Consider the following 21,238-nt stretch of genomic DNA (forward strand, 5'->3'; position numbering starts at 1 on the left):
GATATTATGAAAATCAACAAAATGAAATATTTGTTTTTAGCAGCCGCTACACTAACAGGACTAGCCGCTTGCTCAAACTCAACAACGAAGTCAAGTGACGAAAAGTCAGATCAAACGAACTTCAAAATCACAACCGTTCGATGGTCGGACTGGGGCGAAGAATATCATAAAGGATTTATCGATGATTCTGCTAAAGAAGCAGGCATTGAAATCAGCTGGGATACTTTAGTAGCTGCAGACTGGACAGATAAAAAATCTGTATTAGTTGCCAGCGGAGACCTACCAGATGCTTTCTTAGGGTCAAACGCATTTAACGATGCTGAAATTGCGCAAAACCAATCTTTATTTATTCCTCTAGAAGATTTAATTAAAGAAAACATGCCAAACCTTACTAAGGCAATGGAACAAGAACCAAAACTAAAAGCGATGATTACATCTCCTGACGGACACATTTACAGTCTTCCTAAGAAATTACCAATGCGTCCAACAGTAGGGAACCAATTATTCATCAATAAAAAATGGCTCGATAATCTAGGATTAAAAGTACCTGAAACTTATGAGGAATTCGTTAAAGTACTTCAAGCATTCAAAGATAAAGATGCAAACGGAAATGGAGATCCAACGGATGAAATTCCATTTGGATCAGGTAACTTTGACCCAACATTCTCTTACATCCTTCCATTTAACAACCGTTTAGGTGCAGATAACACTTATGAAATGTCTGTAAAAGATGGCAAACCTGTATATCTTCGTACTGAAGAAAGCTACAAACAAGGGATTGCAGCAATGCATGACGCATACAAGAAAGGCTTAATTGACCCTGAACTTTACACTGAAGATTCATCAATGAGTGCCGCAAAACGTATGGATAAATCAGTAGCTAGAGTTGGTGTTTCAAGTGGTTGGACTGCCGATGCTACATTTGGATTACATGCTAGCGAATATGTTCCTTTACCAGCATTAAAAGGTCCTGACGGAAAAGGCTATGTTGCTTCTGACCCAGACCACTACAACTATGGACGTAATGAATTATTAATCACTACAAAAGCGAAGAACCCTGCTAAATTATTACAATGGTTCGACAAATTCTATACTGATGATGCAAGTATCCAAAACTTCTATGGTTCATTTGGAATTGCTACAGAAAAAGATGGCGACAAATATAAAGTATTACCTCCAAAAGACGGTAAATCTGCCGATGAATATGCTTGGATTCACTCTCTACGTGACTTCGGACCTAAATACGTGAGCGACAACATCAACAGCCGCGTAGAAATTGACCAAACTCAAGGTGACGGTTTGAAATTGAAGATGGACCAAGAATTAAAACAATTTGCTTTACCAGCTTACCCTAATGTAATCTATTCTCAAGAAGAACTAAGCAAATTAGCTTCAATTTACGTAAGTATCGATTCTTATGTAAAACAACAAGCTTCTAAATGGGTAGTTGATGGCGGAATTGAAGAAGAATGGGATTCTTACTTAGCAAACCTTAAAAATATGGGATTGGATGAATTCATCAAGATTCAACAAGACGCATATGACCGTTATCAAAAAGAAGTTAAATAATCACATTTTAACAAATACCCTAACTGAAACGTTTAAAATACAATGAGTAGAGGGAGCGAGATGAAGAAAAATCTTTCTCGCTTCCTTTTTCTCATATAGGAACGGTGATATCATTGCAAAAACTATTTCGAATAGATGGGCCACTCGTTAGAGGACTAACGCTCATCACCAACTTGATTCTATTAAATACATTATTTATCATTACGAGCATTCCTATTGTGACGATGGGGGCTTCTGTAACGTCTCTCAATACGATGTTGCATCGGATTTTAAAGGGCGATGATGGCGATGTTGTCTATCATTATTTTCGTATTTTTAAATCCAACTTTAAGCAAGCCACTCTCATTTGGGCAGCTCTTGTAGTACTTTCGGTTTTATTATTTTTGAACTACAGTATTTTTTCGAATACAAACTTTTTGAATGGATATGGATTATTACTTCTTGCGCCATTTGGAATGCTTGCGATACTAGGAGTTGTTATCCTTTTACCGTATGTTGGGTTATTTGAGAATAGTTTAAAAGCCAGTGTCATCAATAGCTTTTTCGTTTGTATTTTAGATCCGTTACGTGCAATTTTATTAATTCTATTTAACTGCGCAGTGGTGTATATGAGTGTAAATACGCCAGAGCGATTATTGACGTCGATTTACATATTCACTTTTGGTGGCTTTGCGCTATGGGCATTGTTAAATGTAAAAGTAACGAGTAAAATGTTTGAGAAGGCATATAAATTAAGCAATGGAGGTACGCAAGATGAAAATTTTTAAAGGAGATTTTTATCGTATCAGCGTTCTAACGGATAAACTCATTCGTTTAGAATATTCAAAAAATGGACAATTCGAAGATAGACATACGCAATTAATCCAAAACAGAGACTTTGGTGAAGTAGAGGTAGAAGCAACAGAAACACCAGAGCTATTAGATATTAATACAAAGTTTTTCCGTTTACGCTATAACAAAGGCGAATTCAATAATCAAAATCTATTTATTGAATTAAAGGGTCAATTCGCTATTTACGGAAGCAGATGGTACTTTGGTGAACCAATTGAAACTTTAAAAGGGACGACGCGTACACTCGACCAAGTGGATGGGGAAACAGAACTCGAAGATGGTATTATTAGTAAGAGTGGTTATGCCGTTTTAGATGATTCGAATGGATTTATCAGTGACGAAAAAGAAGGCTTTATCAAAAAAGAAAGTGAAGTGGATCTTTACTTCTTTGCCTACGGACATGACTATAGAGGAGCCATCAGAGACTTTTACCACCTAACAGGCGCAACTCCATTATTACCACGTTATGCCTTAGGAAACTGGTGGAGCCGTTATTGGCCTTATACTGCAGACGAGTATTTAAGTCTCGTTGAACGATTCCAAGATGAGCAAGTACCGCTTGCGGTTGGTGTGATAGATATGGATTGGCATATCACAAAAATTCCAGAACGCTTCGGTAGTGGTTGGACAGGATACTCTTGGAACCGTGAACTCATTCCAGAACCTGAAAAATTATTGAAGAAACTGCATGATAAGAAATTAAAACTATCATTGAATGTCCATCCAGCAGATGGTATTCGAGCATATGAAGATGCCTACCCGGCAGTAGCCAAACGTTTAGGATTAGATGCAGCAAGCGAAGAACCTGCAATCTTTGATATTGCAGACCCACGCTTTAGAGAGTCTTACTTTAAAGATGTGCATTATCCATTAGAAGAACAAGGCGTTGATTTCTGGTGGATTGACTGGCAACAAGGAACACAAGGGGTACAGGATCCATTATGGCTATTAAACCATTATCACTTTGTCGATAATTGCAAGAGAGCAGATGGCGGATTAATCTTGTCTCGTTATGCAGGACCTGGCAGCCATCGTTATCCAGTTGGATTTTCTGGGGACACGATTGTGACTTGGGAATCTCTTCAATTCCAACCATATTTCACGTCAACAGCTTCTAACATTGGTTATAGCTGGTGGAGTCATGATATTGGTGGACATATGCGTGGTTATTATGATGAAGAATTACAAATTCGCTGGTTACAATATGGCGTATTTAGTCCAATTACACGACTTCATAGTTCACAAAGTCCATTTAACAGTAAGGAGCCATGGTTCTTTACGAAGCATACTGCAGAAATCATGAAGCACTATTTACGTCTAAGACACCAATTGCTTCCATATCTTTACACGATGAATGTGGCAACGCATGAAGAGGGAGCACCTCTTGTAAGTCCGATGTATTATTTCTATCCAGAAAATGAAGAGAGCTACCATGTGCCAAATCAATACTTCTTCGGTAGCGAGTTAATGGTCGCTCCGATTACAGAACCAATGAATAAGGATTACCAAACCGCTAAAGTTCAAGTCTGGTTCCCTGAAGGAAAATGGTACGACTTCTTCACTGGAAGAGAGTATGCAGGAGATGTGATGCTTGATATTTATCGTGATATCGAATCGATTCCTGTATTTGCGAAGGAAGGGGCGATTGTGCCGCTCGATGGTTCTGGTGTGAAGATGGGTGTGGATTTACCTGAAGTGATTGACTGGTATGTATTCCCAGGAACTCATCATTCATTCGAAATGGTGGAAGACTTAGATGGCGCTCGTTGTGTCACAACATTATCTGTTGATTGGAAGTTAGGAGCGATTCAATTATCGGTTGAAGGAGAAACAGGCATCCTTCCAGAAAACAGAATCCACCGCATTCATGTTCAAGGAAGCCAAGCAGCTGTCGTTGAATTGGAAAATAAAAATGCAACTGTGGAGTTTACTGTGGGCGAAAAACAAACAGTTAATAGAAACGAAGCGTTCTTCCAAGTACTTAAGAATGCGAACCTTCCATATGTAACGAAAGATTTCTTATATCGTCGATTAGTGAATGCTAAAAATGCGAACGAAATCTTGAATATCTTACATCATGAAGATGAGGAATTAAGAGGACGATTACTAGAAATTTTATTTATTAGTGAACCGTAACAAAAAAACGGATACTTCCAATAGGAGGTATCCGTTATTTTTTATACAAATAAAGCACTGTAGTTAAATACAGTACTTTACCCGTTAATCGACTTTATAGTACATCAATGTTTTGATAGTTTTTCCGTCCGTTACGGTTTGCGTACCGTAAATACGGTCTTTAGAAATATCCGATTGGTCTTTGTCACCAGACATCACACCATAAGTGAGCTCTACATTTTTAGGGATGAATGAGAATACGGCGCCTCCCACAAATGCATTTTCATTGCCTTCTGGAACCATAATCCAGTTGAGAAGTCCTTCTTGGAATTGTTGTTCGGTAATACCAACTTTAAATGTTTTTCCACCAGAAGTAATATTTCCATCTTTATCAATGTGGAATTCCCATCCAGCAGAGTTTCTCCATGTTCCGGCTACGCTACGGAAGTCCCCTTGTTTCATGGCTTGGATATCCATCGATGAAGGAGCAGGAGCTTCGGCAGGAACGGCTACTTTTTCAGTAGATACAGTCTTTGGAACGGGAGCCGTTGCGTGCTGTGTTTCAGCAGTTGTTGCAACGATAGTCGTTGGAGCTTCAGTAGTACTTGTCGTTGTTTGTTTCGTTGTTGTTGTGCTTTGAGTCGTCGTTTGTGCTTGAGTGGTTGTGTCTTCTTTCTTTTGGAAAAATGAACAGCCAGCTAAAACCAATGCGACTAAAATCAAAGAAATTGATTTTTTCATAGGGATTCCTCCTTTTACACGTTTATTATACTACTAATTCATATTTTAATATAGATACAAAGGCCATTTCTTTGACAAAGGGAGAATATAGGAGTATGGTGAGGATGTAAATCGGTAGGTGAGACTACCATGGAGATACGGATGACTACCGCAAAATAGTGGAGACACTATGCGTTGGTTAGCAGCCTCTGCCGTGAAGGCAGAGACTAATGTCATTTCATCGCTCCATGATGTTAAAGCTTGAACGAAAAAATGAGAATTGTTTATTAGGTAAGCATCTTGTCGCGTTTAAGCTATGACAAGGTGCTTTTTCATTTGCCAAAAACTTTTAGAAAGAGGGTGATCATATGCCAGGACCGGAGAGTCAAACGAAACAAATCAATGAGCGAAGGGAAGAGTGTGATGATCACCCGGAGCTTCGCCTATATTAAAAACGAGGTGAAGACTATGAAAACAGCAAAAGAAAGATTCGATTTAGCGTTGATGAATCCAATGGCAGATGTTCTAGAAGCGTTAGGCACATCTGTAAAAGGACTCACTGAAGAACAAGTAGAAACACTCCGCGAAACATATGGAGAAAATAAAATTACAAAGGCTAAAGAAGATCCAATTTGGAAAAAGATTTATGAGTCTATTATCAATCCATTTACGGTAATTCTATTAGTGATTGCGGTAATCTCATTATTCACGAATGTGATTCTTGCAAAACCTGGTGAAGCCGACCCTACTACTTCTATCATTATCGTGGTGCTCGTAGCTGTATCAGGAACGATTCGATTTGTTCAGGAAATGAAGAGTGACAAGGCGGCTAGTAACTTATCTAGTCTAATCGTCAATACAGCAACGGTTATTCGAGATGGCGAACAGATGGAAGTTCCGATTGAAGATTTAGTAGTTGGAGATATTATTAAATTAAGCGCTGGGGACATGTTACCAGCAGACGCATTATTATTAGAAACACGTGACTTCTTTATTCAACAATCCAGCTTGACTGGTGAAAGTGAATCTGTTGAAAAAAAATCAATCTGGGTTCCAGATGAAGAAGAAAAGAAAAAACAAGCACTCGAGAGCGAACGTTTCGTCTTTATGGGTTCAAACGTTGTCAGCGGTAGTGCCTTAGCGGTTATTTTAGTCACAGGGAATGATACGATGATTGGTCGTATCGAAAAAACACTCAATACTTTCGAAGAACAAACGAGTTTCGAGAAAGAAATGAATAAAATCTCATGGCTCTTGATTCGTTTAATGCTTGTCTTAGTTCCAGTGGTATTCTTGATTAATGGATTAACAGACGGAGACTGGTTAGAAGCAGGGGTATTTGCCTTAAGTGTTGCCGTGGGATTAACTCCAGAAATGTTGCCAATGATTATTACTGCCAGCCTTGCAAAAGGGGCGGTTATCATGGCCAAAGAAAAAGTCATTATAAAAAAACTAAATGCCATTCAAGATTTAGGGGCTATCGACATTTTATGTACTGATAAAACAGGTACGCTCACGCAAGATGAAATTATTCTTGAATACCCATTAGATATTCATGCAAATCTAGATATGGGCTTATTGAAAATTGCGTATTTAAACAGCTACTTCCAAACAGGACTTAGAAACTTATTAGACCGTGCTATCATTACACGTACAGAAAAAGAAGCCGACGAACACGAAGATTTACAAAATTTAGCAACACGCTACCAAAAGATTGATGAGTTGCCATTTGACTTCGAACGTCGTCGTATGAGCGTTATCGTGAAAGAAGACGATGAAGCAGTGCTCGTAACAAAAGGAGCACTCGAAGAAATGCTTAGCATCTCTACTCATGTAAAAGACGGAGATGTGGTTCACCCAATTACGGATGAAATTCGCGAATCCATCCTAGAAGCAGTGAGTGGCTTAAATGAACAAGGGCTTCGCGTCCTTGGTGTGAGCCAAAAGAAATATCAAGATACTCACCACGCCTTCACGGTTGAAGATGAATCCAATATGATTCTAATGGGTTATTTAGCCTTCCTTGATCCACCAAAACCTTCTGCAGCTCCAGCGATTCAAGCATTGAAAGAGCATGGGGTAACGACGAAGATTCTTACAGGGGACAATGAAAAAGTAACGCTAACGGTCTGTGAAAAAGTAGGGCTACCAGTAGATAAAGTCTTACTTGGTACAGAAATTGAAGATATGAGCGATGAAGAATTAGCAGCAGTTGCTGAAGAAACAACCATTTTTGCAAAACTATCTCCAGAACAAAAGGCACGCATTATTCATTTACTAAAAGCAAAAGGACACAAGATTGGTTACATGGGCGACGGTATCAATGATGCGCCATCCCTAAAAGTGGCCGACGTTGGAATTTCTGTGGACAGTGCCGTGGATATTGCCAAAGAAGTGGCAGATGTCGTTTTATTAGATAAGGACTTACTCGTTCTTGAAAAAGGATTGATTGAAGGTCGTAAAGTCTATGCGAATATGACAAAATACATTAAGATGACCGTTTCATCAAACTTCGGGAATATCTTCTCAGTATTATTCGCAAGTATTTTCCTACCATTCCTTCCAATGGCTCCAGTGCACTTAATCGTATTGAACTTAATCTATGATTTAAGCTGTGTGGCATTGCCATTTGATAATGTAGATGCTGACTTCTTAAAACAACCACGCGCATGGACAGCAAGTTCCATCACACGATTCATGGCTTGGTTTGGACCAACCAGTTCCATCTTTGACATCATTACCTTTGCAGTGATGTTCTTTGGAATTGCACCAATGATTACTGGAAGCAGTTATGCATCGTCTACGAATCCAGCATTCTTTTTGATGGTCTTCCAAACAGGTTGGTTTATTGAATCTATGTGGTCACAAACGATGGTTATTTATATGTTACGTTCACCAAAATTACCATTCGTTCAATCTAAACCAGCGTTCTCATTGCTAGTGACATCTTTATTCGCTTTATTTGTTGTAACGGTTCTTCCTTACACACCACTAGCAGGACCATTAAAACTAGCACCGCTAAACGGACTATACTTCCTCGCATTAATTCTTATTATTGCAGGATACATGTTCTTAGTAACGATTGTTAAAAAAGCGTATATTAAAAAATATAATGAATGGCTATAATGCAAAAAGAGCTATCTTAACAGTTTGTTAGGATAGCTTTTGTTTTTAGGAATGTGCTATTCTACAAACAGAAACTTGCATGAGGTGAGAGCATGGAGAAAATTTTATATACAACAACGGCCGTTAACGAAGACGGACTAACAGGTGTAGCGTACACTAAAGGAAATGGAGACAAAGACTTTAGCACACAGATTTCTTCGCCAAGAAGTGCAGAAGCTGGGACGAACCCAGAACAATTATTTGCCTTAGCCTATGCCACTTGCTTAAATGCTTCGATTGAATTTGTAGAAAAACGCATGAAATTAGAGCATAAGAGCAAGGTAGAAGTGAAGATTGATTTGACATTGGATTCAGAGGGAGAAGGCTATCTATTCCATCCATCCGTTTTTGTTGCGATGCCAGGTAGAGACGAAGCATTAGCCCGCGAAATTCTAGAGGCAGCAGAGCGTCAATGCCCCGTTCATAAATTATTAAAAGGAGTTACAGTTCCTCCCGTGGAACTTTCAACAGCCAATGAGTAATGTATTGTTAAGAGTAGCAACAGTAGAAGATGCAACATCTATTCAAGCCATTTATGCCCCCTATGTAGAAACGACAGCTATCACCTTTGAAGAAGTGGTCCCTAGCGTGGAAGAGTTTGAAGGACGTATCCAGAAAACATTAGAGAACTTTCCGTATCTGGTGTTAGAAGAGGACGGAGAAGTCGTCGGATATGCGTATGCTGGACGATTCTCAGCACGTGCCGCCTTTGATTGGTCGACCGAAGTTAGTATTTATATTAGCTTAAATCATCAAAGAAAAGGCTATGGTAAACTGTTATATGCCGCTTTAGAAGAAAAATTACTAGAGTTAGGCTATCAAAACATTTATGCTTGTGTAGCCGTTCCTGAAGTCGAAGATGAGTACTTAACGATGAATAGTGTAAACTATCATATATATTTAGGCTTTGAAGAATGCGGACACTTCAAAAAATGTGGCTGCAAATTCAATCGTTGGTACGATATTGTATGGCTTCAAAAACACGGAGCTACAACGATTCCAACAAAACGGCCAGATCAATTTACAGAATTATAAAGTGAAGACCCCATCAGCAAAATTTGTTGATGGGATCTTTTTTAGGTTGGCATTACCAAATATGGTAATTACCATATTTGGTAATGCTCATAAAAGATAATTATCATATATGATAATTTTGACTTATTTGAATTCATTCAGCTTTTGCTTAAAGAACACCCAGCAACATTTCGTCGATTCAGGATTCATCCGCAAGTGCTCGATTAATTGATAGGTTGGATGCCATCTGCGCAGTTGATCTGATGAGAAGTGCTCGAGAAATTCGGAGAATGGATGATCATATGGTTCTTTTGGCAGACCGCTGCAGAAGATGGAGAAGAGGCCTAGTAATTTACCAAAGGCATTTCCGAGTTCGCCTTTAGTCCAGTGAATATGACGAAGTAGCCCATCCATATGCGTCGAAGGAACTTTATGCAAGCACTCATTAGAGCGGACATTCCACTCGTGCGAGAGTTCAATGGATGGGAAGGCACCATTGAACCAGTCTTCCTCGATTTCCATTTCGATGTAGCATTTGAGAATTTCTTGCAAAGGCTGTGGACTCTCGATGCTGTTGTTTAACTTATTCGTTCTAAAATAGTGATATAGCAACTCTTCTTGAATTTGATTTACAAACTTCTCGTCAGTTAGTTTATCCGGATAAATGGTTTTAATAATGGTTTTGGAAATCGTTTGGGATAAAATCGGTAGAAGTGTACAAAATTCTAAAATAGAATGGTGCAAGTGAAGCTGTTCGAAATCGGATTTTTGCATAATCACAAAAGAATGGGTGTATTCCTGAAGAAAGACTTTGCCGAGTTGCTTTAAGCATTGATGCAGCGCAGTCATAAAATCAGTGAATACACCCAAGTTTAAGTAAGTTGTCTGTTCATTATGGAAATGACTAGGAAATGGATTTGGGCCAAAGTTAATGTAGAAGTCTTGTTTTGGCAAAACGGAAGACGCAAGAGTAATCAGCTCCTCTAAAACGAGCAGCGTCTCTTCTTTTGATAAATGTAAATAGTGCACAGGAATATACGTTTGCGGGAATGACTCTAGGTAATCATTATAAAGGCGCAAGAAAGAATCTTTGCTCTCCTTGATGAGCGTGTAATAGAACTCAGTAATTTGTGGGCCAAACGAGAAGGCTAAAACGTCTTTGTAGGAGACGGTAGGTTGGTTGAGGAGTTTCTGGTAATGTAAGTGGAAATAATCTCTCAAGCTATCGAGATGAGGAATGAGATCGATGATGCTGTCGCCGCGCATGCCTTTAATCCACAGCGAGGTCAGCGCGTGGCATTCTTCGGAAAACGGTTTGTTGAAACAGCGTAGGGCGTTTTGATGACGCAAATAATAGCGACGCAGCTTCTGGAATTCTTTCTGCTGGTCATAGGACAGGGCTTGCGGGAAATCTTCAAAGTGGTGGATTAAGAAAGTGGACTCGGAAGTGCCGAGCAAGTATTCGATAATCTCTTCAAAAGACTTGTTGTACGGATTTGGATTCTGGCTGAAGAGATTGTTGTAGTAATTCTGTTGCTGCTGTTGTTCCTCAAGCAGCTGAATCTGTTTGACCAATAAGCTTAAATCTTGAGTATAGCGTTCCATTATAATACACTCTCCCAATAATGTATTTGTTACATTAATTGTAACGCTTTCATAAAGATGCGTCAATATACATTTTTATCTATTTTTTATGGAATTTAAGAAATAGGAAAGACGCTTGACTAAACTTGTAGAGTTGACCATAATAAAGAAAGTTAACGAGGAAGGAGAGGTTTCGTGTCTAGAAAAACAAAAGCAACCATTGCGATTACACTGGCGATTGCAGTCATGGTACTAATCTTTATTAGCTCAAGTATGTCTTACAAGGATCAGTCACTGGTGTCGACGATTCAAAAAGGACTTCCAATGCAACCTTTTTCAGAAATTTTATCTAAAATTAAATTTGAATATGCAGGACAAACCATCAGTATTCCTTCTCTAGGATATGCGCAGTTCATCGAATTTTTCATTCGTAAAGCCGCTCATTTCTTAGCTTACTTCTTTATCGGCTATCAATGGACGAGAGGGTTAAGTGTTCACGTTCGTAAAAAAGGATGGCCGCAGTTCTTGGCGTTCTTTATCGCAGTGCTATATGCGATGACCGATGAATTCCACCAAGGAGTCACTCCAGGACGCACACCACTAATCCAAGATGTCTTTGTGGATGCCGTTGGTGCCGCAGTCGGTGTAGGACTAGGAACCTTGAAAAAAATAAGATAATAACCTTAAAACGTTGAAGAGATTTTCTTCAGCGTTTTTTTGTTGTCCAAAAGACTCCTTTTTATTTTTTATCGTAGTTCTTTATGACTAGTCAAAGAGTGGGGGAAGAACGATGGAAATGAATGAATTAGCAACGGAAGTGTTCACGCAAGCCATTAAATACCAATTAGATGATATTCATTTATTACCGGTTGGAGAGGAGTATGTATTTTATTTAAGAGATGTCAATGGGTTAAAAGAGTTGAGAAAGATTTCAGACGAAGTGGCCTTGCAATTTATTTCGTACTTAAAGTATCAAGCGGGAATGGATGTTGGAGAAAGACGAAGACCGCAGAGTGGTTCCTTAACCTTTGAGATTTCAAAGGACCAGATGATTGAACTGAGATTATCAGTGATAACGAATTTTAAGCAGAAGGAATCCATGGTTATTAGGCTTTTGCATCGGTCTAAAAAGGAAAAGGCGTCGATTCGTTCGATGACTTATTTTCCAAAGGACTGGGCGCTCTTGCAACAATTCCTACGCTATAAGAGCGGATTGATTTTATTTTCCGGACCGGTCAGTTCTGGGAAGACGAGTACGATGTATGCTTTGCTTAGAGGCCGTATGCAAGAAAAGACCCTTCAAGTGATTACGATGGAAGACCCCGTGGAGTATCATGAGCCGATGTTTTTACAGACGGAGATTAACGAGAAGGCGGGAATTACGTATGAATTACTCATAAAGAGTTGTCTACGTCATCATCCTGATATTTTACTAATCGGCGAAATCCGAGACGAAATGACGGCAAAGATGGCGATTCGTGCAGCCTTAACGGGGCACTTAATTCTAGCGACCGTTCATGCTAAGGACTGTAATGGAGTGGTAGCAAGGCTCTTGGAACTGGGCGTCAGTAAGACGATGCTCGAGCAAACCATTATCGCGATTTGTTCACAACGACTTCTCCCTCGATATTGTGCGCTATGCGGTAAGGAATGCCAATTGCATTGTAATCATTTAACAAACGGAGAAAAGCGGGGGACGATTTTTGAAATCGAAACTCATGAAAAGTTAGCGCATTTCTTTAAAACGAATCAATTCGGGACTGACGAAGAAAGAGTACATTCTTTTAATAAGGTATTGAGGAAGGCTTATGCATTGGGATATATTACGGACAAAACTTACGAAACCTATCAAATTATCTAAGAAATGGAAGGGGCCGGTTCAAAGTCGTTTCCTCATTCAGCTTGCTCATTTACTTGAGGAAGGGTTCAGCTTGGATGAGGCGCTCAAATTTCTAGAATATTTATTCGAAGGAGAGAAGAAAGACCTCGAACAAATGCGGGATACGCTTGGAGAAGGGCGGCGGTTTGATGAGTGCTTGAAACGGGTCGGGTACTCAGAAACAAACACCTCACAAATTTATTTATCCATGCAGTTTGGTAGCTTTGAGAAGGCTTGTGCGTCGATTGGGGAGTTTCTAACCCGGAAGCAAAAACAACAAAAGAAAATGCAGCAGATGATGATGTATCCTGCGTTTCTTTTTACGTTTGTGATTGGGATGGTGCTCTGTATCCGAATGCTGTTACTCGACCAATTGTCCAGCATGGTGCAAGAAGAACAACTCAAGCAGTCTGGCTTCCTTTATTGGATATGGCTTGGGTTTCAAAACTTACCACAGCTGGCGCTGGGATTTGTAATAGTCCTCCTCACTATTATTCTTGCGGTCCGCTTGTACTGGAAAAGAAAGAACACCTATGATCAGTTTCGCATGTTGATTTCACTGCCGGTCATTGGAAAGAGTGCGCAGCAATACGTGACGTTTTTGTATGCACGAGAGTTCTCGTATTTTCTCGGAAATGGGCAGTCGCTATTGTCGATGGTGTCCGAACTCAAAAAAGAAGGAACAAGCGCATTGTCGAAGATGATTGCGCAGAAACTAGAAGAACAGCTGATTCAAGGAGAATCTTTTTCTACGGCGCTTGAGAAGATGAAGCTATTCCGGCAGGAGTTTATCTGGCTGGTATTAGAAGGAGAAAAGACAAGGCAATTAGACGTGCAACTACAAGTATACGCCGACCAAATGCTCGACGAATTTACCCAAGGCATCGAAAAGAAAATCAAGTGGATTCAACCGTTACTACTTATGGGGATTGGATTCCTCATCGTTTCCATGTATCTGATCTTATTACTACCGACACTAACGATGATTGGAGGAAATTAAAATGAAAATGAAAACAAAGAAAAAAGGCTTCACGTTAATCGAATTACTCGTGTGCCTCTTTATTATTGGCTTGATGATGCTACTGATTATCCCGAATATTGCTAATCAGAGAGAAACTGCACAGAAACAATCAGATGAAGCGATTGTGAAAGTAATTGAAACACAGCAACAAGCTTATATGTTGGATAAAAAAACTAATGACGTTCCGGATCCACAAAAATTAATGGATAGTCATTATATAACCCCAGAGCAAAAGAAAGCATTTGAAAATCGTAAGAATAAGACTGAACAACAATAATTATGAAAAAGAGAGCATTTACGCTTGTTGAATGCTTAATTGCGCTTGCCATTGCTTGCTTTTTACTTATACTGACTCCGCCTTTGATTAGTCGCTCCTATGTAAATTGGAAGGAAGAAGTATTTCTTAGAGAGTTTGAGCAAGCAATGGATACGGCGCAGATTACAGCTATTTCAACGGGACAAGGTTCGTTTGTAACTGTTTCTGGCGGAATTGTGGAATTAAATTGTCATGGAGCTAGAGAATTGGATAAGAAGATTCGCTTTCCGGATACGATGAAAAGTTATTCTGTTCAAACGTATGGTTTTAAACCCTATAGTGGGAATGTTAGCCAGTTCTCATCCGTGACATTTGATGGGAAAAATCGCAGGTACACTTATGTTTTTCAATTAGGGGAGGCGAAGTATCATGTTGAAATTACCGAAAAGTAGAGGGTATGTATTGCTTGAAGCCTTAATCGGTCTGATGGTCTTAACCGTTATTGTGTCCTTAATCAGTTTTATGATGGGACAACTCTATCACCGTCAACAACTTAAAGGATGCTTTTTGGATGCTGCGGCTACTCAGTTAATGGATTTACAAGCCAGTGTGACTTATCCTGCTAGCGTTGAAAAATTGCCAAATGAAGAATTTCAGAAGATGAAAAAAGTGACATTTGAAAAAGTAAATACAGCAGCCTCTCCAACAGTGGTGATGGTCTCTTGCGGAGAGCATGAGGAGGTGTTTCAAATCAATGCGATTACCGAGAAAAAAGTCCGGATTTCTGCTCATTGAACACCTAATTGCGCTCGTGATTATCTCGATTAGTTTAGTAGCTTTTATGGGACTTTCTACAGCTTTTCTAAAAATCAAGGACCGCCTCAATGTTCCTGACGATGTTAAATGGCATGTCGCTGTTCAGCAAATGAATTTTAATTACGCTGGCTATAGGCTGACATCGTTTAATGGCTATGATCCTTATACCGCACATTTTGAAAATATGACATCAGAGAAAACAGAAGTCATTACGCTTGTTTCTAGTTGGAAAGATGGCGGGAAGATTTATAAAGGAGCAGGAGGAAGTGGAGGACACCAACCGTTTCTTTATGGCATTCGTTCGCTATCTATCAAAAGAAACGGGATCAGGTTACTGATTTCGTCAACGCTCAACCAAGGAAGTACTTTTCGCTTAAATTTCGCGCCAAAGAATCGAGCTATTTATGTCAAAGTGAAAGAGGTTAAGAAAAAGAAAGATGACAAACCCTAAAAGAAAAGGAACGCTACTATTTCAGTTTCTGGGGTTACTTGCGATTGCCAGTTTCCTTATTATCGCGCTACTCAAAATTCATGCCCACAACACTCTTGAATATCGCCTTCTGGAAGATGGGTATCGAATGGACATATTGCTTGAGATGGCGAGTCAGACAGTACGGCAAAAACTGTCTTTTAATGGAGACGAGATGACTTTTCCAGATACCATTCAATTTTCTAGTGGCACGGTGAGGGTAGAATGGAATGAGAAAGCACATCAGTTTACCCTAAAAGCACACCTTCCAAATGGTCACTCAAAGGAAGATACACTATATATTCAGTTTGTAAAATAGGCTAAACACTACATAGCGACTTCTTTTTGTTTTTTTCATTTTCAAGATATGGTATACTTTTCAATGAGAAAATGAAAAGATGGTGAAATAATGACACAAACAATCGGAGAAATTTTAAAAAGTGCAAGGCAATTAAAAGGCTACACTCTTGATGACTTGCAACAAATTACAAAAATTCAAAAACGTTATTTAATCGCAATTGAAGATAATGACTTCGACTTGATGCCAGGTGCGTTTTATACACGCGCATTCATCAAACAAATTGCTGATACAGTTGGATTAGATGGAGCAGCTTTATTAGAAGAGCATGCATCTGAAATTCCGCAGGCTGTTGTGAAGACAACTCCTTCTACAACATATACGACTACTTCAAGTAATCGTTCACGTTTAAATAAAAACAAGAGTAAATGGTCTTCAGTATCCAATACTCTAAAAAATTACTTCCCAACCATTTTATTGGGAATGTTCATCGTGGCGATTATTTTTGCAATCGGGCAAGCTGTATTTAGCAACCGTGCGCAACGCAATACGCCTGTAACAACTCAAGCTACTACGCAAACAGCTGTTGCAGCAGAAACAACTGTTGCTACAACGACAACTGCAGCTCCAGAAGTGACAAGCGTTACTTATTCATATGCGAACGGAAATGCATTGTACTACATTGCGAATGTAAGTAAATTCCCATTAGATGTGAAAGTACTCAATGAAGCAAGAAATGCTTTATGGGCACAAATTTCAGCGGATGGTAAAGTTGTGGCAGACGGAGTTCCAGCTACAAATCAAACAGTGACTGGTTCAATTCCAGAAGGAACAACTACGATTCGTATGGACTTTGGTTATACGCCATTAGGTACAATTACTGTTGGTGGTGTTGAACTAACAATTCCTGAAGGTTCAAACGCTACAAGAATTTATATCACGATTCAATAGGAGAATTGCGATGAATTTACCAAATAAATTAACGGTTTTGCGAATTTTCATGATTCCGGTGTTTATCATTCTGATGTGCTTACCGAGTGAAGCGCTAGGAGTGATGAATCTTATGGGCTCACAAATTAGCGTTGTCCACTTTTTGGCAATGATTATTTTCGCAGTAGCTAGTTTTACAGATTATCTTGATGGATATTTAGCACGCAAATACAAATTAGTGACGAACTTTGGGAAGTTTGCTGATCCTTTAGCGGACAAAATGTTAGTGATGACAGCGTTCATTATGCTTGTACCATTTAACTTAGCGCCTGCGTGGGTCGTGAGCATCATTGTTTGTCGCGAATTAGCAGTAACGGGGCTTCGATTATTATTAGTTACAGATGGCGAAGTCATGGCAGCTGCTTGGCCAGGAAAAGTAAAAACCGCTACTCAAATGTTGGCGATTATTTTCCTATTGACGGACGATTTGTTCTTTAAGGCCATTGGAATTCCAATCGGACAAATCTTACTTTATAGTTGTTTAGTATTTACAATCTATTCAGGTTTGGATTATTTTGTAAAGAATCGACATGTATTTGCGGATTCATTTACTAAAACAGAATAACAAACAAAGCCTGAAACAGTTGTTTTGGGCTTTTTATTTTTCGAAAAAGAGTGTAAGGAAGGCGAAATTATGAATGCTGAAATCATTGCAGTTGGTACAGAGTTACTAATGGGGCAAATTGTGAACACGAATAGTGCATACCTAGCCCAAGAATTAGCAAAAAATTCAATTCCAACATACTATCAACAAGTGGTTGGGGATAATGAAGAAAGAATGTATGAAGCGATTGAATTAGCCGCTTCAAGAAGTGAGTTGATTATTTTATCTGGAGGTCTTGGACCAACGACAGATGATATTACGAAACAAGTACTGGCGCGATTTTTAAATGTGCCACTTGTCGAAGATGAGGCAGCTCTTCAAAAAGTGATCGATTTTCACGTGCGTTCTCATCGCGACATGAGTGAAAATAATCGTAGACAGGCACTCGCATTCGAGGGCGGTACTGTTTTTAAAAATCATAATGGACTTGCAGTTGGTTGTGGTTTTGAAAAAGATGGCCGACAATTCATTGTTCTACCTGGACCACCAAATGAATTAAAAATGATGATGCAAAAAGAAGTGTTGCCTTTCTTAAGAAAAAAAGTGGGCAAAGTGGATTTATTCGAATCTCGTTACTTACGTTTCTTTGGAATTGGAGAATCTCGATTAGTAACCATTTTAGACAATCTAATTGAAGAACAAACAAATCCAACGATTGCACCATATGCCGGTAAATTCGAAGTGATGCTTCGCTTAACCGCTAACGGGAAAACAGAAGAAGAGTGCACAGAACTTCTTGACGGAATGGAACTTCTAATTCAATCGCAAGTAGGAGAATTCTTCTATGGATACGGCGACCATAATACATTACAAGAAGTCACTGTTGATTTACTAAAAGAATCAGGACTCACGATTGCCTCTGCTGAAAGTTTAACAGGAGGACTGTTTGCAGCAAGTGTCGTGGCGTTCGAAGGAAGCTCCGCCTATTTCCAAGGGGGAACAGTCGCTTATCAACGAGAAGCGAAAGAAACGCAACTAGGAATCGACAGTACCTTGCTCGATCAATACGGAATGGTCAGTGCAGAATGTGCCAAAGCCATGGCTGAACAAGCAAGACTTCATTATCAAAGTGATTTAGGAATTTCATTTACGGGAGTTGCAGGGCCTGGCGAAATGGAAGGAAAAGAAGTCGGAACAATTTTCGTCGCATTAGCTTCTCAAGCAGATGTCGAAGTTCTTGAATTACACCTTGCACGTACTCGTAACGATAATCGTGAATTCGCGGTACAATATGGATGGAATTTACTTAGAAAATATTTATTAAAACAAGTCCGAACAAAATAAGAACAAATGTTCGCATATTGCTTGCGCATGGAATAGAACATAGTGTACAATATGTTTGACTTAAAATTCGTGGAGGAATTAAAACATGGCAGAAAATGAAAATCGTCAAAGAGCATTGGAAGATGCGCTAAAGAAAATTGAAAAGAGCTACGGTAAAGGTGCCGTAATGAAATTAGGAGAAAAAGTAGATACACAAATTCAAACAGTATCTTCAGGTTCTCTAGCATTAGATATCGCATTAGGCGTAGGTGGATTCCCACGTGGACGTATTATCGAAGTATACGGACCAGAATCTTCAGGTAAAACAACAGTGGCATTGCACGCTGTTGCGGAAGTTCAAAAACGTGGTGGAGTGGCAGCGTTTATCGATGCTGAGCATGCTCTAGATCCAGAATACGCAAAAGCTTTAGGCGTAAACATTGATGAATTATTATTATCTCAACCAGATACAGGGGAACAAGGATTAGGAATTGCAGATGCTTTAGTATCATCAGGAGCTGTTGACATCGTTATTGTCGACTCAGTTGCTGCGTTAGTTCCACGTGCCGAAATCGATGGCGACATGGGGCAATCACACGTAGGTCTTCAAGCTCGTTTAATGTCTCAAGCATTACGTAAATTATCAGGATCAATTAACAAAACAAAAACAATCGCAATCTTTATCAACCAAATCCGTGAAAAAGTGGGCGTTATGTTTGGAAACCCTGAAACAACACCTGGTGGACGTGCGTTGAAATTCTACGCGACTGTTCGTTTAGAAGTACGTCGTGCAGACCAAATCAAACAAGGTACTGAAATTTTAGGGAACCAAACTAAAATCAAAGTTGTTAAAAATAAAGTGGCTCCACCATTTAAAACAGCTGTTGTGGATATTATGTATGGAGAAGGGATTTCTCAACTTGGGGAATTACTCGACATGGCAGCAGACCTCGATTTCGTGAAGAAGAGTGGTGCATGGTACGCTTATAACGACGAGAAGATTGGTCAAGGTCGTGAAAATGCTAAAGCATACTTGGCAGACCATCCAGAAGTCGTTGCCGACTTGAATCAAAAAGTTCGTGCCCACTATGGCATTGGAGTAGCAGCTCCTGTCGAAGTGGAAGAAGAAGGACAAACAAGTTTATTAGACTAATCAATGAAAAGAATCGAGCGCTTCTGATATGTACCCAGAATCCTGGACACATTAATAATTAAGCTGAACGCATGGATGTTTCCCTGTATTGAACAGGGGACATCCATTTTGTTTTTTCTTGAATTCTTTTGTTATTGTAATAATCTATATAATCTTTAACTGCCGTTTGAAATTCCTTAAAGGTAGAATATTGCTTTTCCAAACCATAGAACATTTCGTTTTTCATTCTGGCGAAAAACGTTTCTATAATGCAATTATCATAACAATTTCCTTTTCGAGACATTGATTGAATAATTCCTCGTTCTTTTAATGACTGTTGATAAAATGCGTGTTGATATTGCCAACCTTGATCAGAATGGAGAATCAATCCATTTACATTAGGGAATTTTTTGAAAGCTTTATTTAACATCCTTTGAATCTGTTCTAAGTTGGGACTTAGAGAAAGATCATAGGAGATTATTTCATTAGTAGACATATCTAAAATTGGAGAAAAGAAACATTTTCCCCAAGGAAAAGTGAATTGAGATACATCTGTACTCCATTTTTGAAGTGGCCTATCGGCCGTAAAATCTCTGTTAATAATATTATCAGCAACTTTCCCAACATTGCCTTGATAAGAATGGTATTTCTCTTTAGGGCGTTTTCCAAACAATCCATTTATATGCATAAGACGTTGAACTCTTTTATGATTAACAACGTGACCTCTCCGGCAAAGTTCTTGGTAAATTCTTCTTACGCCATATCTACCTTTATTTTCATGAAATATTTTTTTGATTTCTGATAATAAAACACCATTTTTCTCAGCCACAGCATCAACTCTATTCAATTCAAAATAGTAAGTAGATTTCGCCATTTTCATCGCTTTAAGAAGATGTTTTAGTTGGTATCCTATTTCTCGTAATTCTTTGATGACCGCTGCTTTCTCGCCTTGAGAAGCGCAGCTTCCTGTTCTTTTCTCAAGGCTCTCAGTTTTTTTATAACAGCAATTTCAGCTTCTAAATATGCATTTCGTTTACGTAATCTAACTAATTCTTCTCGTTCGGATTCTGAAAGGTTATCAGGCACATCTTTTTTATTCATAATAGGCTCCTTAGATAATGGTCGTCGTCTTTTCTTATTCTTTAAACCATTATATCCATAAGTTTTATACTTGTGAACCCAAGAACCTAATAATCCGACACTTATTCCCGCTGGAAAAGCAACCTCTGATAGAGCTTTCCCATTTAAAACCTGTAAAACAAATGTCAATTTTTCATCTACCGTCCAATTTCTTTGTTTTTTGACACGCTCCAATCCTTTAGGACCATGAATCTTTTCAATTTTATCCCAATTCAATATTTTTCTTCTAAAACTCTCTTGCATAACATTTTCAGGAGTTTCTACCCATGTTCCTTTCCGATATAATTCGACACATTTCATTTTGAATTCGAATGAGTAACGCATAATAAATACCCCCTTTACTGGTTTGTCCAGTAAAGGGGGTACATATCA

At 39.0% G+C, this 21,238-nt stretch carries 22 protein-coding genes and 1 riboswitch; of the genes, 18 read left to right on the forward strand and 4 right to left on the reverse strand.

The window, feature by feature from the left end; all coding sequences use genetic code 11:
• The first annotated feature begins 6 nt into the window (after positions 1–6).
• From ADH02_RS02350 to ADH02_RS02360, 3 genes are all read left to right on the forward strand, one after another.
• A complete protein-coding gene (locus ADH02_RS02350) occupies positions 7–1,569 on the forward strand; it encodes an extracellular solute-binding protein (protein ID WP_048782283.1) in 1,563 nt (520 codons plus the stop codon).
• Positions 1,570–1,682: 113 nt separating this feature from the next.
• The gene (locus ADH02_RS02355) at positions 1,683–2,336 is read left to right on the forward strand and encodes a DUF624 domain-containing protein (RefSeq protein ID WP_048782284.1); all 654 of its coding nucleotides are present in this window, start codon (positions 1,683–1,685) and stop codon (positions 2,334–2,336) included.
• The gene (locus ADH02_RS02360; RefSeq protein ID WP_048782286.1) at positions 2,323–4,536 is read left to right on the forward strand and encodes a glycoside hydrolase family 31 protein; all 2,214 of its coding nucleotides are present in this window, start codon (positions 2,323–2,325) and stop codon (positions 4,534–4,536) included. The genes ADH02_RS02355 and ADH02_RS02360 overlap by 14 nt, the downstream gene beginning before the upstream one ends.
• Positions 4,537–4,620: 84 nt before the next feature.
• Here the strand turns inward: ADH02_RS02360 and ADH02_RS02365 are convergent, their stop codons facing one another.
• Positions 4,621–5,256 carry a DUF6287 domain-containing protein gene (locus ADH02_RS02365; RefSeq protein WP_048782289.1) on the reverse strand — a complete coding sequence of 212 codons (636 nt, stop codon included), beginning with the start codon at positions 5,254–5,256 and terminating at the stop codon, positions 4,621–4,623.
• 103 nt (positions 5,257–5,359) lie between these two features.
• A riboswitch (M-box (ykoK) riboswitch) is annotated at positions 5,360–5,516 on the forward strand.
• Positions 5,517–5,658: 142 nt separating this feature from the next.
• On the opposite strand from ADH02_RS02365, the gene mgtA reads away from it, so the two are divergent.
• The 3 genes from mgtA (at position 5,659) to ADH02_RS02380 (ending at position 9,435) form a co-directional block, all read left to right on the forward strand.
• Complete coding sequence (mgtA, locus tag ADH02_RS02370) at positions 5,659–8,361, forward strand: magnesium-translocating P-type ATPase (protein ID WP_082161653.1); 2,703 nt, start codon at positions 5,659–5,661, stop codon at positions 8,359–8,361.
• A gap of 92 nt (positions 8,362–8,453) precedes the next feature.
• Positions 8,454–8,882 carry an OsmC family protein gene (locus tag ADH02_RS02375; RefSeq protein ID WP_048782292.1) on the forward strand — a complete coding sequence of 143 codons (429 nt, stop codon included), beginning with the start codon at positions 8,454–8,456 and terminating at the stop codon, positions 8,880–8,882.
• 4 nt (positions 8,883–8,886) lie between these two features.
• Positions 8,887–9,435, forward strand: coding sequence for a GNAT family N-acetyltransferase (locus tag ADH02_RS02380; protein ID WP_239681718.1), 549 nt, complete (start codon positions 8,887–8,889; stop codon positions 9,433–9,435).
• Positions 9,436–9,558: 123 nt separating this feature from the next.
• Here ADH02_RS02380 and ADH02_RS02385 read toward each other — a convergent pair whose 3' ends face one another.
• On the reverse strand, positions 9,559–11,019 hold the full coding sequence (locus tag ADH02_RS02385; RefSeq protein ID WP_048782295.1) for a hypothetical protein: 1,461 nt from the start codon (positions 11,017–11,019) through the stop codon (positions 9,559–9,561).
• Positions 11,020–11,193: 174 nt separating this feature from the next.
• Here ADH02_RS02385 and ADH02_RS02390 point away from each other — a divergent pair, with 174 nt between their 5' ends.
• From ADH02_RS02390 to recA, 12 genes are all read left to right on the forward strand, one after another.
• A complete protein-coding gene (locus tag ADH02_RS02390; protein ID WP_048712647.1) occupies positions 11,194–11,676 on the forward strand; it encodes a VanZ family protein in 483 nt (160 codons plus the stop codon).
• A 112-nt stretch (positions 11,677–11,788) separates the two neighbouring features.
• Positions 11,789–12,859 (forward strand): competence type IV pilus ATPase ComGA, encoded by a 1,071-nt coding sequence (gene comGA, locus ADH02_RS02395; protein ID WP_048782298.1) that lies wholly within the window; start codon positions 11,789–11,791, stop codon positions 12,857–12,859.
• The gene (gene comGB / locus ADH02_RS02400; protein ID WP_048782299.1) at positions 12,807–13,877 is read left to right on the forward strand and encodes a competence type IV pilus assembly protein ComGB; all 1,071 of its coding nucleotides are present in this window, start codon (positions 12,807–12,809) and stop codon (positions 13,875–13,877) included. The genes comGA and comGB overlap by 53 nt, the downstream gene beginning before the upstream one ends.
• 1 nt (position 13,878) lies before the next feature.
• Positions 13,879–14,175 (forward strand): competence type IV pilus major pilin ComGC, encoded by a 297-nt coding sequence (gene comGC, locus ADH02_RS02405; protein WP_065427004.1) that lies wholly within the window; start codon positions 13,879–13,881, stop codon positions 14,173–14,175.
• 2 nt (positions 14,176–14,177) lie between these two features.
• Positions 14,178–14,606, forward strand: a complete 429-nt coding sequence (comGD, locus tag ADH02_RS02410; RefSeq protein ID WP_048782303.1) for a competence type IV pilus minor pilin ComGD — start codon at positions 14,178–14,180, stop codon at positions 14,604–14,606.
• Positions 14,584–14,949 (forward strand): hypothetical protein, encoded by a 366-nt coding sequence (locus ADH02_RS02415; RefSeq protein WP_048782305.1) that lies wholly within the window; start codon positions 14,584–14,586, stop codon positions 14,947–14,949. Before comGD ends, ADH02_RS02415 begins: the two co-directional genes overlap by 23 nt.
• Positions 14,909–15,421 (forward strand): type II secretion system protein, encoded by a 513-nt coding sequence (locus ADH02_RS02420; RefSeq protein WP_048782307.1) that lies wholly within the window; start codon positions 14,909–14,911, stop codon positions 15,419–15,421. The genes ADH02_RS02415 and ADH02_RS02420 overlap by 41 nt, the downstream gene beginning before the upstream one ends.
• Positions 15,408–15,758 carry a hypothetical protein gene (locus ADH02_RS02425; RefSeq protein ID WP_048782309.1) on the forward strand — a complete coding sequence of 117 codons (351 nt, stop codon included), beginning with the start codon at positions 15,408–15,410 and terminating at the stop codon, positions 15,756–15,758. The genes ADH02_RS02420 and ADH02_RS02425 overlap by 14 nt, the downstream gene beginning before the upstream one ends.
• Before the next feature lie 90 nt (positions 15,759–15,848).
• The gene (locus tag ADH02_RS02430; RefSeq protein WP_048782310.1) at positions 15,849–16,688 is read left to right on the forward strand and encodes a helix-turn-helix domain-containing protein; all 840 of its coding nucleotides are present in this window, start codon (positions 15,849–15,851) and stop codon (positions 16,686–16,688) included.
• Positions 16,689–16,698: 10 nt separating this feature from the next.
• On the forward strand, positions 16,699–17,292 hold the full coding sequence (gene pgsA, locus ADH02_RS02435) for a CDP-diacylglycerol--glycerol-3-phosphate 3-phosphatidyltransferase (protein WP_048782312.1): 594 nt from the start codon (positions 16,699–16,701) through the stop codon (positions 17,290–17,292).
• 69 nt (positions 17,293–17,361) lie between these two features.
• The gene (locus ADH02_RS02440) at positions 17,362–18,615 is read left to right on the forward strand and encodes a competence/damage-inducible protein A (protein ID WP_048782314.1); all 1,254 of its coding nucleotides are present in this window, start codon (positions 17,362–17,364) and stop codon (positions 18,613–18,615) included.
• Between the two features lie 85 nt (positions 18,616–18,700).
• The gene (recA, locus tag ADH02_RS02445) at positions 18,701–19,747 is read left to right on the forward strand and encodes a recombinase RecA (protein WP_048712013.1); all 1,047 of its coding nucleotides are present in this window, start codon (positions 18,701–18,703) and stop codon (positions 19,745–19,747) included.
• Between the two features lie 58 nt (positions 19,748–19,805).
• On the opposite strand, the gene ADH02_RS02450 is transcribed toward recA, so the two are convergent.
• Positions 19,806–20,657, reverse strand: a complete 852-nt coding sequence (locus ADH02_RS02450; protein WP_239681719.1) for an IS3 family transposase — start codon at positions 20,655–20,657, stop codon at positions 19,806–19,808.
• Positions 20,636–21,190 (reverse strand): helix-turn-helix domain-containing protein, encoded by a 555-nt coding sequence (locus tag ADH02_RS02455; protein WP_048782316.1) that lies wholly within the window; start codon positions 21,188–21,190, stop codon positions 20,636–20,638. The genes ADH02_RS02450 and ADH02_RS02455 overlap by 22 nt, the downstream gene beginning before the upstream one ends.
• Between the last annotated feature and the right edge of the window lie 48 nt (positions 21,191–21,238).

The organism is Streptococcus sp. 263_SSPC (assembly GCF_001071995.1).
In the GTDB taxonomy this organism is placed as follows: Bacteria; Bacillota; Bacilli; order Lactobacillales; family Aerococcaceae; genus Granulicatella.

Coding starts and splice junctions, on each gene's coding strand:
- ADH02_RS02365 (WP_048782289.1), bottom strand. CDS start 5,256: ATGAAAAAATCAATTTCTTTGATTTTAGTCGCATTGGTTTTAGCTGGC.
- ADH02_RS02420 (WP_048782307.1), top strand. CDS start 14,909: ATGCGATTACCGAGAAAAAAGTCCGGATTTCTGCTCATTGAACACCTA.
- ADH02_RS02455 (WP_048782316.1), bottom strand. CDS start 21,190: ATGCGTTACTCATTCGAATTCAAAATGAAATGTGTCGAATTATATCGG.
- ADH02_RS02375 (WP_048782292.1), top strand. CDS start 8,454: ATGGAGAAAATTTTATATACAACAACGGCCGTTAACGAAGACGGACTA.
- ADH02_RS02440 (WP_048782314.1), top strand. CDS start 17,362: ATGAATGCTGAAATCATTGCAGTTGGTACAGAGTTACTAATGGGGCAA.
- recA (WP_048712013.1), top strand. CDS start 18,701: ATGGCAGAAAATGAAAATCGTCAAAGAGCATTGGAAGATGCGCTAAAG.
- comGD (WP_048782303.1), top strand. CDS start 14,178: ATGAAAAAGAGAGCATTTACGCTTGTTGAATGCTTAATTGCGCTTGCC.
- ADH02_RS02350 (WP_048782283.1), top strand. CDS start 7: ATGAAAATCAACAAAATGAAATATTTGTTTTTAGCAGCCGCTACACTA.
- ADH02_RS02360 (WP_048782286.1), top strand. CDS start 2,323: ATGAAAATTTTTAAAGGAGATTTTTATCGTATCAGCGTTCTAACGGAT.
- ADH02_RS02385 (WP_048782295.1), bottom strand. CDS start 11,019: ATGGAACGCTATACTCAAGATTTAAGCTTATTGGTCAAACAGATTCAG.
- ADH02_RS02415 (WP_048782305.1), top strand. CDS start 14,584: ATGTTGAAATTACCGAAAAGTAGAGGGTATGTATTGCTTGAAGCCTTA.
- ADH02_RS02425 (WP_048782309.1), top strand. CDS start 15,408: ATGACAAACCCTAAAAGAAAAGGAACGCTACTATTTCAGTTTCTGGGG.
- pgsA (WP_048782312.1), top strand. CDS start 16,699: ATGAATTTACCAAATAAATTAACGGTTTTGCGAATTTTCATGATTCCG.
- comGA (WP_048782298.1), top strand. CDS start 11,789: ATGGAAATGAATGAATTAGCAACGGAAGTGTTCACGCAAGCCATTAAA.
- mgtA (WP_082161653.1), top strand. CDS start 5,659: ATGATCACCCGGAGCTTCGCCTATATTAAAAACGAGGTGAAGACTATG.
- comGB (WP_048782299.1), top strand. CDS start 12,807: ATGCATTGGGATATATTACGGACAAAACTTACGAAACCTATCAAATTA.
- comGC (WP_065427004.1), top strand. CDS start 13,879: ATGAAAATGAAAACAAAGAAAAAAGGCTTCACGTTAATCGAATTACTC.
- ADH02_RS02430 (WP_048782310.1), top strand. CDS start 15,849: ATGACACAAACAATCGGAGAAATTTTAAAAAGTGCAAGGCAATTAAAA.